This window comes from Crossiella sp. NPDC003009 (assembly GCF_053591555.1).
In genome coordinates this window covers 17,125-29,181 of record NZ_JBSFUA010000023.1, presented here as the reverse complement: position 1 = coordinate 29,181, position 12,057 = coordinate 17,125, and the positions used below count along the sequence as shown (strand labels likewise).

General features: G+C 68.0%; 14 protein-coding genes. 5 read left to right on the top strand and 9 right to left on the bottom strand.

The window, feature by feature from the left end; translation table 11 throughout:
• Nucleotides 1–140 precede the first annotated feature (140 nt).
• Nucleotides 141–476 carry an RICIN domain-containing protein gene (locus ACWDY5_RS23285; RefSeq protein ID WP_449724281.1) on the bottom strand — a complete coding sequence of 112 codons (336 nt, stop codon included), beginning with the start codon at nt 474–476 and terminating at the stop codon, nt 141–143.
• Nucleotides 477–527: 51 nt separating this feature from the next.
• Between ACWDY5_RS23285 and ACWDY5_RS23280 the strand changes: the two genes are divergently transcribed.
• The 3 genes from ACWDY5_RS23280 to ACWDY5_RS23270 all read left to right on the top strand — a co-directional run bounded on the left by ACWDY5_RS23280 (nt 528) and on the right by ACWDY5_RS23270 (nt 2,602).
• Entirely contained in the window at nt 528–992 is a 465-nt protein-coding gene (locus tag ACWDY5_RS23280; protein WP_449724280.1) for a hypothetical protein, read from the top strand.
• A 279-nt stretch (nt 993–1,271) separates the two neighbouring features.
• Nucleotides 1,272–1,958 carry a glycoside hydrolase family 11 protein gene (locus ACWDY5_RS23275; protein ID WP_449724279.1) on the top strand — a complete coding sequence of 229 codons (687 nt, stop codon included), beginning with the start codon at nt 1,272–1,274 and terminating at the stop codon, nt 1,956–1,958.
• Nucleotides 1,959–2,017: 59 nt separating this feature from the next.
• Nucleotides 2,018–2,602, top strand: a complete 585-nt coding sequence (locus ACWDY5_RS23270) for an AMP-binding protein (RefSeq protein WP_449724278.1) — start codon at nt 2,018–2,020, stop codon at nt 2,600–2,602.
• 131 nt (nt 2,603–2,733) lie between these two features.
• Here ACWDY5_RS23270 and ACWDY5_RS23265 read toward each other — a convergent pair whose 3' ends face one another.
• Nucleotides 2,734–3,204, bottom strand: a complete 471-nt coding sequence (locus ACWDY5_RS23265) for a PhzA/PhzB family protein (RefSeq protein WP_449724277.1) — start codon at nt 3,202–3,204, stop codon at nt 2,734–2,736.
• Between the two features lie 115 nt (nt 3,205–3,319).
• Between ACWDY5_RS23265 and ACWDY5_RS23260 the strand changes: the two genes are divergently transcribed.
• The gene (locus ACWDY5_RS23260) at nt 3,320–4,156 is read left to right on the top strand and encodes a PhzF family phenazine biosynthesis protein (protein WP_449724276.1); all 837 of its coding nucleotides are present in this window, start codon (nt 3,320–3,322) and stop codon (nt 4,154–4,156) included.
• 1 nt (nt 4,157) lies between these two features.
• Here ACWDY5_RS23260 and ACWDY5_RS23255 read toward each other — a convergent pair whose 3' ends face one another.
• Genes ACWDY5_RS23255 through ACWDY5_RS23235 form a run of 5 tightly spaced genes read right to left on the bottom strand, consistent with a single transcriptional unit; the run spans nt 4,158 to nt 8,179 of the window.
• Nucleotides 4,158–4,769 carry a pyridoxal 5'-phosphate synthase gene (locus tag ACWDY5_RS23255; protein ID WP_449724275.1) on the bottom strand — a complete coding sequence of 204 codons (612 nt, stop codon included), beginning with the start codon at nt 4,767–4,769 and terminating at the stop codon, nt 4,158–4,160.
• Entirely contained in the window at nt 4,760–5,065 is a 306-nt protein-coding gene (locus ACWDY5_RS23250) for a hypothetical protein (protein ID WP_449724274.1), read from the bottom strand. The genes ACWDY5_RS23255 and ACWDY5_RS23250 overlap by 10 nt, the downstream gene beginning before the upstream one ends.
• On the bottom strand, nt 5,062–6,930 hold the full coding sequence (locus ACWDY5_RS23245) for an anthranilate synthase family protein (protein ID WP_449724273.1): 1,869 nt from the start codon (nt 6,928–6,930) through the stop codon (nt 5,062–5,064). The genes ACWDY5_RS23250 and ACWDY5_RS23245 overlap by 4 nt, the downstream gene beginning before the upstream one ends.
• A complete protein-coding gene (locus tag ACWDY5_RS23240) occupies nt 6,927–7,436 on the bottom strand; it encodes an isochorismatase family protein (protein WP_449724272.1) in 510 nt (169 codons plus the stop codon). Before ACWDY5_RS23240 ends, ACWDY5_RS23245 begins: the two co-directional genes overlap by 4 nt.
• A gap of 8 nt (nt 7,437–7,444) precedes the next feature.
• On the bottom strand, nt 7,445–8,179 hold the full coding sequence (locus tag ACWDY5_RS23235) for a streptomycin biosynthesis protein (RefSeq protein ID WP_449724271.1): 735 nt from the start codon (nt 8,177–8,179) through the stop codon (nt 7,445–7,447).
• Nucleotides 8,180–8,435: 256 nt separating this feature from the next.
• Here ACWDY5_RS23235 and ACWDY5_RS23230 point away from each other — a divergent pair, with 256 nt between their 5' ends.
• On the top strand, nt 8,436–9,446 hold the full coding sequence (locus tag ACWDY5_RS23230; RefSeq protein ID WP_449724270.1) for a methyltransferase: 1,011 nt from the start codon (nt 8,436–8,438) through the stop codon (nt 9,444–9,446).
• On the opposite strand, the gene ACWDY5_RS23225 is transcribed toward ACWDY5_RS23230, so the two are convergent.
• Nucleotides 9,443–9,991 carry a hypothetical protein gene (locus ACWDY5_RS23225; RefSeq protein WP_449724269.1) on the bottom strand — a complete coding sequence of 183 codons (549 nt, stop codon included), beginning with the start codon at nt 9,989–9,991 and terminating at the stop codon, nt 9,443–9,445. The genes ACWDY5_RS23230 and ACWDY5_RS23225 overlap by 4 nt on opposite strands.
• Nucleotides 9,992–10,598: 607 nt before the next feature.
• On the bottom strand, nt 10,599–11,258 hold the full coding sequence (locus ACWDY5_RS23220) for a lytic polysaccharide monooxygenase auxiliary activity family 9 protein (protein ID WP_449724268.1): 660 nt from the start codon (nt 11,256–11,258) through the stop codon (nt 10,599–10,601).
• Nucleotides 11,259–12,057 lie beyond the last annotated feature (799 nt).

The following is a 12,057-nucleotide window of genomic DNA, read 5'->3' as shown; positions in this document are numbered from 1 at the left end:
CCTGACCGCGGCACACGCACACAGCTACCGAGAATCCGTCACAGCCGGCGCGAACTCGAGTGACTCGGGACATCGAGTGTCTACTGTGGATAGTTGATGACGTCGAGATGAGCCAGCTTGGCGGCTGTGGGGCGGCAGCCTCAGCGACGGATCCACTTCTGGTTGGCCTGGCCGTTGCAGGGCCACAGCTGTGTCCTCGTGCCGTTCGCGGTGCCCTGCCCGGTGGCGTCGAGGCACAGGCCCGACTGCACGCCCGTGACGGAGCCGTCCGGGTTCAGCGTCCACTGCTGGTTGTTCTGCCCGTTGCAGTCCCAGATCTGCACGGCGGTGCCGGCAGCTGTGCCCCGCCCGTCGACGTCGAGGCACTTCGAGCCGAACACGCGCAGTTCGCGGGCGTTCGTCGTGGTCCAGCGCTGGTGTGCGCCGCCGCCGCAGTCCCACAGAATCTCCCCGCTGGTGTTATGCAGCCCACCCACAGGTCCCCCGGTCAGTGAGAGGATCCTCGATGTCCCCTGAAGTCACAGCGGGTGCGCGTCGCCGCAGCCGGCTTGGCGGTGCTCGGCCTGGGGGCGACCGGATGCGGCCCCTCCGCAGGCAGCAGCTCGGCGGATGCCGAGACGTTGGTTGTCTTCACCGGCCAGTCCGGGGACTACCAGGGCAACTTCAACCCGTACTCGCCGAACGTCAACGAGGGACTGGGCACGTTCTTCGAACCGCAGTTCTTCTTCAACGTCATGAAGCGTGACGCGGAGCCGAAGCGAGCCCGAGTCCGGTTCCCAACCGCCCGGAGGTCCGGCGGGCGCGCCGCTTCGGGCTCGGGCGATTGGCCGTGCGTACCGAGTGGTCAGCGACCGCCGCCCAGCCCGAACCGCATCTGTTCCTTGACGGCAAGCGCGAGATCGATTATCAAAAGTTTCGAGGCCACACCTTCGATATTGATCTTTAGATCGCGACAGTTGTCGATCAGCTTGGAAGTTGATCAACTATCTTGAGCCGCTGAACTGTAGTTATAGTCTCTCCGGAGATCATTCGTTTCAGGGAACTTTTCGCGATTTTTTCGAAACTATTGACACTCCGCGAGGCTGGATTGACACTGTGGGTCACCCGCGTGACCTGCCCTCCGATCGTCGACCCCATGACGCCCTGCCAGGCCCTGTCTCGTTGCGCGACGCCGAAGTCCGGTCGGCCTCGCCCTGGCCATCGACGGGTTCGCGGGTCGGATCGCGTGTATCGCGCTGCCTGGCCTCCGCCAGCCTCAATGAGGAGGAAGCATGTACGAGGACCAAGCCCCTGACCGCTCGATCAGTCGCAGAAGCTTCATCGGCGGTGCCGGCGTCCTGGCGCTCGCGACGTCCGGGTTGATACTGCCCGGCACCGCCCATGCCCAGACCATCACCACAAACCAGACCGGCACCCACAACGGCTATTACTATTCGTTCTGGACCGACGCCAACGGGACGGTCTCCATGACCCTGGGAGGCGGCGGCAACTACAGCACTTCATGGCGCAACACCGGGAACTTCGTGTGCGGCAAGGGCTGGAGCAACGGCGGACGCAGGAGTGTCAACTACTCCGGCAGTTTCAATCCGTCCGGCAATGGCTACCTGTGCCTCTACGGCTGGACGTCGAACCCGCTCGTGGAGTACTACGTCGTCGACAACTGGGGCACCTACCGGCCCACAGGGACGCACCGAGGCACGGTCAGCAGTGACGGCGGCACGTACGACATCTACCACACGATGCGGTACAACGCCCCCTCTGTCGAAGGCACTCGCACTTTCCCCCAGTACTGGAGTGTCCGGCAGTCGAAGAAGACGGGCGGAACCATCACCACGGGCAACCACTTCGACGCGTGGGCCCGCGCCGGAATGAACCTGGGAAGTTTCCGCTATTACATGATCCTTGCCACGGAAGGCTATCAGAGCAGCGGAAACTCCAATATCACGGTGAGCGGCTGAACATCCCAGCGCGAGGGCCACCCGAATGGTCAAGGACATGATCACCAAGAAAGTTGATCATGTCCTTGACTCTCGGGCGGGGAAGGATCCGAATCCCGGTTGGGGCGTTGCTCGATTCCTTGGCCTTCAGTGGCGATTCCGCGATCAACCAGCGCGCCAGCATTGTCCACTTCGGACGGTGTGGGAGATCTGGGGCTGCCTGCTCACCGGCGGCCTGGTGGTGGTGCCCTACTTCGTCTCCCGGGAACCTGGGTTCTCGGGATCACCGAGACCACCGTGCGTTGACCGTCTCCCGCTCGGCCGGCCCGGCCCTTCCCGGCTGGCACCTCCTCGTCGCCGATGAGGAGGGCCGCGTCCAGCCCCCGGGGATGCCAGGCGAGATCTGCGTGGGCGGCGCAGGCGTGGCCGAGGGCTACCGGAACCAGGAAAACCTGACCGCCCAACGGTTCCGCTTGAACCCGCACACCGGCACCCGCCTGCACCACAGCGGCGACTTGGGCCGCCTGCGCCCGGACGGCCGCCTGGAGCACCTGGGCCGCCGCCCTGCTGCCGGACTACATGCTGCCGAGCTCGATCACCCCGCTGGACAGCCTCCCGCCGACCACGAACGGCAAACTCGACCTCAGCGCCCTCCCGTCGCCTGACGCCCCGGCCCCGAAACCGGTAGCAGGCGCCCAGAACTGCGGCCGCGCGAGCTGTACCGGCACCCGACCCGTCAGGAAAATCAACGAGCTGCTGACCGTGACAGCAACTCACCAGCTGCCAACCCGGGGTCTCAGGTGGGGATACCGCCGCGGTTGATGGTGGGCACGTCGATGCCGAGTGCCCGCAACTGGTTGAACGGGTTCATGAACTCCCGCTGCCGGAGGATCCGCCCGTCGCGGAAGTCGAAGGAGTGGATGAAGTGGTTGCGGTAGAAGCCCGGCTCGTAGCCTGGATAGCGGATCTGGCCCTCGCCGTCGCACTCGGCCCAGAACCGGCCGGGGTCCTGGGTCTCGAAGACCTCGATGTTGAACCACTTCCAGTCGGGGAACATCCGCAGCGACCACTCGCCGTGGGCCTTCAGCTTCTCGTGCCCGGTCGAGACGATCGGACCGGTGGTGTCGGCCGTGTACAGACCCGCGCTACCGTCCTCGGTGAACAGCAGGTACCTGGTCAGCCGGTTCTCCCCGTAGCGGCTGAGGTAGTCCTCCACAACGGCACGGTTGTGCGCGCGCTGTTCGGCATCCGTCGTAGCGTTCGTCATACCGGCAATGCTCGGACAGGTCCCGCCCGCGGGGCAACGCGCCGTCCAGTTGCGACAGTCCGCGGTTGGACATCTCCTTGGTGGCAAACCGGTGCGGGCCCCTAGTGTGCGCCTCGTGCACAACTACCTGGTGGTCGACGTGTTCACCGGCACCCCGCTGCTGGGCAATCCGGTCGCGGTGTTCCTGGACGCCGCCGACCTCCCCGGTGAGCGGATGCAGCGGATCGCCCGCGAGCTGAACCTGTCCGAGACGGTCTTCGTGTTGCCGCCTGCCAACGGCGGCGATGTACGGGTGCGCATCTTCACCCCGGTCAACGAGCTGCCCTTCGCGGGGCATCCGACCCTCGGCACCGCGATCGCGCTGGGTGAGTCGATCCCGGGCGACCGGCTGCTGATGGAGACCCACATGGGCGCCATCCCGTTCGAGCTGCACCGCGCGGACGGTCGGGTCCTGTCCGCGCGCATGCGCCAGCCGAACCCGGAGTGGGAGCCCTACGAGCACACCGAGCACCTGCTCACCGCACTGGGCTTGGCGTCATCGACGCTGCCGGTCGAGGTGTACCGCAACGGGCCGCGGCACGTCTACGTCGGACTGCCCGACATTCCGGCGTTGTCCGCGCTCCGTCCTGATCTCCTTGCCCTGGAACGTCATCTCGACGTCGCGGCCAACTGCTTCGCGGGCGCCGGCACGCAGTGGCGGCTGCGGATGTTCTCCCCGGCCTACGGGGTCGCCGAGGACGCGGCGACCGGTTCCGCGGCGGGGCCGCTGGCGGTGCACCTGGTGCGGCATGGCCTGCTGGAGCCCGGTACGGAGATCGAGATCCAGCAGGGTGTGGAGATGGGCCGGACCTCGACCATGTACGCCACCGCGCATTTCGCGCAGGGCGGTGTGGACATGGTCGAGGTCGCGGGGTCCGCCGTGGTCGTCGCCAGGGGCGTGTTCCTCGTCTGACCTAGGGCTGCAACCGGACCGTCGTCCAGCCCGGACCCGCCAGATCGAAGCGCAGCCGCCGGTACAGCCCGTCGGGGCTGCTCTGCCAGAACTCGACCTCGGTGAGCACCAGCTCGTAGGCGACCCAGGTACCGGGCCGGGCCAGTGGTGAGCCCAATGACCGGGCCCTGGCCAGCAGCTCCTCCTCGTCGGCGAGCGGTTCGCTCTGCCGGGTGGCAACCGACATGGCGTTCGCCGCGGCGCCGCGCCGGGCCCACAGCGCGTCCGCCACGGTGTCACCCGCGTCTTCGACGGTGCCGCCGAAGGTGATCTGCTGGTTCGTCTCCCGCCAGTAGAGCACCCCCGAGCACCGCGCGGTCTGGTCGATCTCCCGCCCCTTGCGGCTGCCCGCGTGCGTGGCGAAGACCAGGCCACGGTCGGTGATCCGGCTGAGCTGGATCATCCGGCTGGACGGGCGGCCGTCGGCTGCCACGGTGGCCAGCGCGATCGCGCCGGGTTCGCGGACACCACGTTCGGCCGCCAGCTCGGTCCAGCGGCGCAGCAACGGGATCGGGTCCGCCGGCGGCGTGCTGAACTCGGGGCCGATCTCGGTGTGCACAACGTTCACTGCCATGCTGGTTTCCCTTGTGATGTCACGAAAGCCTCGACGTCGAAGGCGTGGCGGACGGTTGCCGGATGGCCGATCAGCTCGGCCGCCCGGTTCGGCGGCAGGCTCTGCCGGGCGGCCTCCTCGGACTCGAACACCATGACCGCGCCCCACCTGGCGCCGTCGGAGATCCAGAACTTGGTGACCAGGCCCGGCACCGCGGCCCAGGCACCGGTCCCCTCGGCCAGCAGTGACTCGCGGAGCGCGGGGATGTCGAGCGTGGGGACGGCGTCGTGGTCCCACCAGGCGATCACGGCCTTCACGGGCACTGCACCTCGGGCACGCGGAGCACGGCCGCCAGCAGCCGGTGCAGGATGGCCGGACCGTTGAGCGTCAGCACGGACTCGGCGTGGAACTGCATCGAGGCGAACCTGTTGCCGCGCAGGGCGTTCACCTCGCCGGTCAGCGGGTCGCGGCTGATCTCGACCAGGCCCGCTTCCGGGTGCTCCACGCGGTCATCGGCGCTGCGGGCCGCGAAGGTGTTGTAGAACCCGACGACCTCGTGCTCCCCGAACAGCTCGATCTCGCGCTGCACACCCTGGTTCGGCACCTCGCGCTGGTTGAGTTCGAGCCCCAGGACGCCGCAGAGCACCTGGTGGCTCAGGCACACCGCGAGGAACGGCTGACGGCTGCGCAGCAGCGACCGCACCGCCTCGGCCAGCCGCGCGATCTTCGGATGCGTGTGGTCCCCGGGGTTGCCCGGCCCCGGCCCGAGCACCACGACGTCGTAGTCCTCGGTCAGGCACTCCTGGTCGAAGCGGCGGAGCACCACCTCCAGCCCGAGGGAGCGCAACAGGTGCGCGATCATGGCGGTGAAGGTGTCCTCGGCGTCGATCACCAGCGCTCGCTTGCCGGCGAGCCGGCTGTCCTGGCGCGGCCCGGCACCGCGTTCGGCGAACCAGAACGCGCCCAGCCGGGTGTTGCGCCGGTCCAGCGCCGCCTGCACGTCGGGGTGGTCCCGCCAGCGCACCGCGCGTTCCTTCAACGCCGAGAGCAGGGTGGCGAGTTTGACGCGGGTCTCGGCCGCCTCCGACAGTGGGTCGGAGTGGCGCACCAGCGTCGCGCCGACACCGATCTCCACCCGGCCGGCCCGGTCGATCTCGGCGGTGCGGATCACGATGGCGGAGTCCATGGTCTGCCGCCCGGCCTCGTCCTGGCCGATGAGCGCCAGCACGCCGCCGTAGTAGCCGCGGCCCCGGGCCTCCTGGCGGGCGATCACGCGACAGGCGTTCTCCACCGGGCTACCGGTCACCGTGGGCGCGAACATCGTCTCGCGCAGGATCTCCCGCACGTCCCGGCGGGTGCGGCCCTCGATGAAGTACTCGGTGTGCGCGAGCCGGGTCATCTCCTTCAACCGCGGGCCGACCACTCGCACACCGTCGTCGCAGAAGCGCGACATCATCTTCAGTTCCTCGTCCAGGACCATGTACAGCTCGTCGATCTCCTTGTCGTCGGCGAGGAAGTCCAGCACACCGGGCAGCGTCGGCCCTTCGGCCGGGTACCGGTAGGTGCCGCTGATCGGGTTCATCGTCGCGACGCCGCGGGCAAGGCTGACGTGCCGTTCCGGGGTGGCGCCGACGAAGGTCCGCTCGCCGGTGTGCACGACGAATGCCCAGTAGACCCCGGACTCCCGCTCGCACAGCCGCCGGAAGAAGGCCAGCGCGAGCCCGGGGTGGTAGCCGCCGATCTCGGCCAGGAACGATCGCCGGATGACGAAGTTCGCGCCCTCCCCGGTGCCGATCTCCTCGTGCACGACCCGGCGGACGATCTTGGCGTAGGCGGCGTCGTCGAGGTCGAAGTGGGCGCTGGAGAGCTCGATCGGCTCGTCCGGCAGCCGGTCCAGCGCGCTGTTCTTCGGCAGCACGGCGTGCTCGCGCACCCGCATCACCAGTAGTGGCGCGCCGTCGTCGATGTGGGCGAGTCCCCGTTCCCTGATCTGCCGGTGCGGAATCACCGCCAGCGTCTTCGGACCGGGCCCGTCGGCGAGCGGGATGTCGGCGAGCTCGGACACCGAGGTCACCTCGCCGGTGAGCACTTCCAGCTTCGTCGCACCGGTCGTGAGCGGCCGGTGCAGCACGGCGAAGGGGCGCTCGGGCGAGCTGAGCACCTCATCGAGCAGGTCTGTCATGGCAGCACCGCCTTGGCGCTGAGCACGACCGCGCAGCAGTCCGCCGCGTACCGCAGCGTCCGCCGGTGATGCTCCTCGGAGAAGTCGGCGATGGCGTCGGCCACCAGGAAGGTCTCGATGTCGTTGGTGAAGGCGTCGACGGCGGTCATCAGCACGCCGACGTGGGCGTACACGCCGCAGATCACCAGCTGGTCGCGGCCGCTCTCGCGCAGCTGTTCGAGCAGGTCGCTGCGGTGGAACGCGCTGTAGCGCCACTTGGTGAAAATCCAGTCCCCTGGCTCAGGGGTCAGCGGCTCCACGATTTCCCGGTCCACCGGGTCGACGCGCATGCCAGGACCCCAGATGTCCTTGAGCAGCCCTCTGTCCTTTTCGGACATACCACCGGGCTGGGCCGTGTAGGCGATCGGCATCCCGGCGGCCCGGCAGCGATCGCGCAGCCCCGCCACGTTCTGCACGAGTTCCCCTGCCATGCCGGAGGGCAGCGGCCGCAGGAAGTACCGCTGCATGTCGTGGATCAGGAGCACCGCGCGGGCGGGGTCAATCGTCCACGAGGCGACCGAGGGGGGAAAGTCGCCGAGGGCCGGCAACCGGTAGTGGGCGATGGGCGGGATACCGGGCATTCGGCAGCACCTTCCGTGTCGTGTTCGAGCCGGTCCGCGAACACTCGCCACACCGCGGCGTTCTGCCGGGCGAACTCGGCCAGCAGGCGCTGGCAGTGGACCGGGATGTTGTCGGCCATGTCGATCCATGACGCCCGTGCGTGCTGTTGCAGGTGCAGCACTCGCAGCAGCACACGGCCGTTGTGGCTGGACCGGACCGACGGGTCGCGGCGCAGCCAGTGCAGCAACGCCGCGAGATCGGGCCGGGGTGAGTCGTCCACCGGCCGCGGTGTGGCAGGGGAAACGCGCCTGTCCGCGGGCCGACCGCCGTCGCGCAGTTCGCGGCGGACGGCGCGGGCGGTCTCCGGGGAGATGCCGACCGCGGCGGCGATCTGCCGCAGCGACAGGTGTGGCTGGTCCGCCATCAGCTCCCTGGCCAGCAGACGTCGCTCGGCGCTGTTCGTCGGCCGGACGCGGCCGTCCTGGCCCACCCTGGTGCCGGTGTGGCGGCCCAGGCGGTTCCGCTCCCGGCCGACGGTCTTCGCGGCGAGACCCGTTGCCGAACCGATCCGCCGGTCCGACCACTGCGGGCACTCCAGCAGGAGACGTGCCGCTGCGGCCTTGCGGTCGGGAAGAGTCTGCTGGCACACGAGATCCGTCCTTCAGCGCATCCGGGAGAATCACTGTCGGTAAACGCGAACAGATGGTTGACACGGATACTACGTGCCCAATCTGGCATGCGCCAAGGAGATTTCGCAATTTTCTAAAAAGTCTCCTGTTTTCTCGGAATCCTGGTAAGTGCGCGAACTTGGCGTCCGTTGGCGCGTGTGCGGTTAATCATTGACAGCGTTTCCCCTGGTGCACTAAGAACAGCGGGCAGGAGGGGCGACAGAAAGGGGCTGGACCGTGAAGGCCGACTTGAAGGCCGCTCAGGAAGTTGTCGAACTCGTTACCGGCGGGTGGCGTTCACAATGCGTTTACACGGCGGTAAAACTCGGCGTTCCGGACCTGGTGGCATCCGGGCGGACCACCGACGAGGAGCTCGCCGCGGCGACCGGGGCCGCCACTGAGGGCGTGCACCGGTTGATGCGCCTGCTGGTAGCGATGGGGGTATTCGAGGGCAATGGCACGGAGGGGTACCGGAACACCGCTACCAGTACTTTGCTGACCGACACTCCGGATTCACTGCGTAACATGTGCTTGCTCTACGGTGAGGAATTCTACGTCGCGTGGGGGCACGCGAAGGAGTCGATCAGCACGCTGACCGCGGGTTTCGAGATCGCCTTCGGCGAGCCGCTGTACCGCCACCTCAGCCACCAGACCGACCTGAGCGAGCGCTTCCAGTTGGCAATGAAGGCGGGCAACCTCTTCTTCGACTACGTGCCCGAGGTCATCGACCTGTCCGGCAAGACGTTCGTGGACGTCGGCGCCGGTCCAGGTCAGCTCACCGCCGCGATTCTTGCTGCCGTGCCGGACGCCAGGGCCAAGGTGATGGACCGCGACCACGTCATCCCGGTCGCCGCGCAGAACCTGGCCGCGACGGTCGGGCTGGACCGGGTCGAGCTGTCCGGCGGTGACATGACCGAGGCCGTTCCGGCCAACGGTGACGTCTACTTCCTCTGCCGGGTGCTCGCCGGCTGGAGCGACGAGGACGTCGTGCGCGTTTTCCAGAACTGCCGAGCTGCGATGGCGAACTCCTCCGCCCGGCTGGCGATCCTGGAACGCGTCGTGTCCGATGACGAGCCCACCGTGCTGCCCTCCTTGTGGGACCTGCACCTGCTCATGACGACCGGAGGCGGGCACCGGACGCTGGAGAAGTACACCGCCCTGCTGGAGCGGGCCGGATTCACCGTGGAAAACGTCGCGGCGCTACCCAGCGAGACGACCGCGATCGTCGCGGCGCCCCATGCGGACTAGCGGGAGCGGGGGCGGCGACGCCGGCGTAGTACCCAGCCACCGAAGCCTGGGGCCGGGGGCGTGCGCTGGTCGAGGACGGTCAGCTCCGGACGGCGGAGCCGGGCCTGCCTGACGATCTCCTCGGCGGTCGCGGTCAACCACACCAGGCCGATGGTGTCCTTGGGTGGATCACCGAAGGTCAGAAAGTCCCACGGCACCAACGCCGGTCCCAGCCCAGTGCCATCATCGTCGGCGGGATCGAGGGTGGACAGGCGAACCGGGCTGGCATCGCGCCACGGCACCAAGTGCGGGGTGGACCGCCACGTGGCCGACTTGTAGATCCACACGCCCTGGCCGTCCATGGCCAGCACGCGCCGGCGCAGCACCGCGTTGCCGGGGCGGCTTCCAGCGACCAGCGCCACCGCCGCGGGCAGGCACAGGCAGAAGATCGCGGCGAACAGCGCGATCAGCAACGAGCCAAGGTCGTGCACGGACCGGAACACCTCGGGGATCCACCACGGGATGGCCAGGACCACAAGCCCCAGCAAACCCAGGCCAGCTGTCAACAAGACACCGCTCAGCAGACCACCGGCCCGCAGCCGCCACCGAACCACGAAGGTCCCGCGCCGAGCTGGACCGCGCGCAACGGCGCCCGCCGCTGGCCCCCGTCTGCCACGCCACTTCACGCTTCCCAAGTTTGTGGAGGGTCACCGGGACCGGTCCCGGGTTCGGCACAACTCACCCGTCCGCGAGTCCGATTACGTGATCAACGTTGTTGACGAGGCTCGCGTGTGCCCCTGTGCCAGGCCGGCCGGGTTACGGGCACGGCGGTCATCACCCGCAGCACCCGATCTGGCTGACCGTCCTCGTCGGCATCGTGGCCGGCCATGGTCGGCGCGTTGGCCGCCGACGCCCTCGGCGTGGGTGAGCCCCGCGGGATCGACTTGCGCCCCGGCCGCCGCGTCCAGCTACTCGGGCTTGCGTCTCCGGCTCGAAGTGCTTCTCCTGGAACGGGTTGATTTCACCGACTCACCCATCCGCACCCGGAACCATTAGCCCGCCAGGGCTGCGCGGCGCGCCACCAGCTCTCGTCCACCCCGTCGGAAGTCCAGCCCGGTGCCAGTGCCGCCGGCACCGGGCTGGCCTTCGAATTCCGTTTGGCTGGCCGGAGTTCTAACCGAAGTTCACATCGCTGCACCACATGTAGGTCTGGTCCAGGTGCGAAGCCTGCCAGATCGTGAACACGACGTGGTGTCCCCGGTAGGCGCCAGAGGTCTGGACGTTGAAGGTGATGTCCTTGGCCGGGGCGTACCTGCCGGTCTGGGTGATGAAGTCGAGATCGCCCCAACCCAGGCGCTGGGTAGTTGGGTCGAACCCGTTCTTGCTGATGTAGACCCGGAAGTAGTCAGCACCGTGGCTGGCCTGGTCGTACAGGCGCATCGAGAAGTTGCTGCCGACGTTGGTGGTCTTCCACCGGCCGGGGGTGTTCAGGGATTTGTTGCGTGCGAGGGCGTTGCTGCAGAGCTGTCCGTTCGGGGTCGATCCCTGGAAGTTGCCGCCAAGCCCGTCCCGCAGGGCGCTCATCCAGTTCCACATGGTGTCTGCGTTGGCCTGGAAAGCCTGCCAGCACATGGGATCCTGCTGCTGCATGGCAGGGTTCGTGTGCTGGCTGCCCCAGGTTTGCCAGCACTGGTAGGCGCGGGTGGCGGGACTGACGATGGTGCCGTGCGCCGAGGCCGTCGGGGCCCAGACGAACATGCAGGCCAGCGCGATGATCAGGGCAATGATGCTCCGCCGTCTGGTAACGGGCCCGGAGGTACTGCGCATACGCATGGATAGGCCTCCATTCTCCGGATGATTGAGCGTTGATGATCTGGGAGCGCTCCCAGAACAATCGTTAGCGTATACGTCACTCAGCGAAACTTCAACGAAACATGGAGTAATGGCTGCGATCCACTCCGCAGCTCAGAAAACGATCTTTCCACGCCCCGGCGCTGACCTACTCCTCACCTGCCGACGTCGGCGCATGACGGCGATCGCGTCCGGCATGGCGGGGAGCGCCGCCGACGCCAGGTCGGCCACTCGTTGCCACCCGGTGTCCTGACCGGCGCTCGTGCTCGGCGTGTGGCAGCAACAGGCTGTTCGCCCACCGACCGAGGACGACCGCCGTCGCGGAGCCCGGCAATGACGGCACGTCACCGCCTGCGTCGTGCCGAGGGGGTCGTCGGCCGCAGTCGCGCGGGGTCCGCTCACCGCGGCAGACGTCGGCCCTGCCCCGTTGCGAAATCTCTCAGACGGCCCACAGACGGCCCAGAAATAGACCAATTTTCTTGAGTCCATTGTGGACAGTTATATGCCGTCGAGCGCAGGTGCGCCCGGGGGGCGAGCCCTGCGGGGACGGGTGCCCATCCACGCAAAGAAGTGGCCGCCTGGCAACGGGGGTCGTTGCCGAACCCAGCCGCGGTCGCCATCGTGGAGGCGCTTGACCGACACGCCCGCGCTGGGGTTCCAGGTGCTGCCCGCGGTGCTGGGACCCGCGGGTGCCGGCGCCTCTGTCTGAAGGCTGGGCTCCGCGAAGTCGGTGAACCGGCAGTAGTGGACCCGGTCGGCCACCACGATCTTGCCGGTGGGG

What these genes read in the sequence shown, in the direction of transcription:
- ACWDY5_RS23265 (WP_449724277.1), bottom strand. Translation starts at nt 3,204, where the DNA reads ATGACGAACGCTACGACGGATGCCGAACAGCGCGCGCACAACCGTGCC.
- ACWDY5_RS23245 (WP_449724273.1), bottom strand. Translation starts at nt 6,930, where the DNA reads ATGACAGACCTGCTCGATGAGGTGCTCAGCTCGCCCGAGCGCCCCTTC.
- ACWDY5_RS23255 (WP_449724275.1), bottom strand. Translation starts at nt 4,769, where the DNA reads ATGGCAGTGAACGTTGTGCACACCGAGATCGGCCCCGAGTTCAGCACG.
- ACWDY5_RS23220 (WP_449724268.1), bottom strand. Translation starts at nt 11,258, where the DNA reads ATGCGTATGCGCAGTACCTCCGGGCCCGTTACCAGACGGCGGAGCATC.
- ACWDY5_RS23275 (WP_449724279.1), top strand. Translation starts at nt 1,272, where the DNA reads ATGTACGAGGACCAAGCCCCTGACCGCTCGATCAGTCGCAGAAGCTTC.
- ACWDY5_RS23240 (WP_449724272.1), bottom strand. Translation starts at nt 7,436, where the DNA reads ATGCAGCGGTACTTCCTGCGGCCGCTGCCCTCCGGCATGGCAGGGGAA.
- ACWDY5_RS23270 (WP_449724278.1), top strand. Translation starts at nt 2,018, where the DNA reads ATGTCCTTGACTCTCGGGCGGGGAAGGATCCGAATCCCGGTTGGGGCG.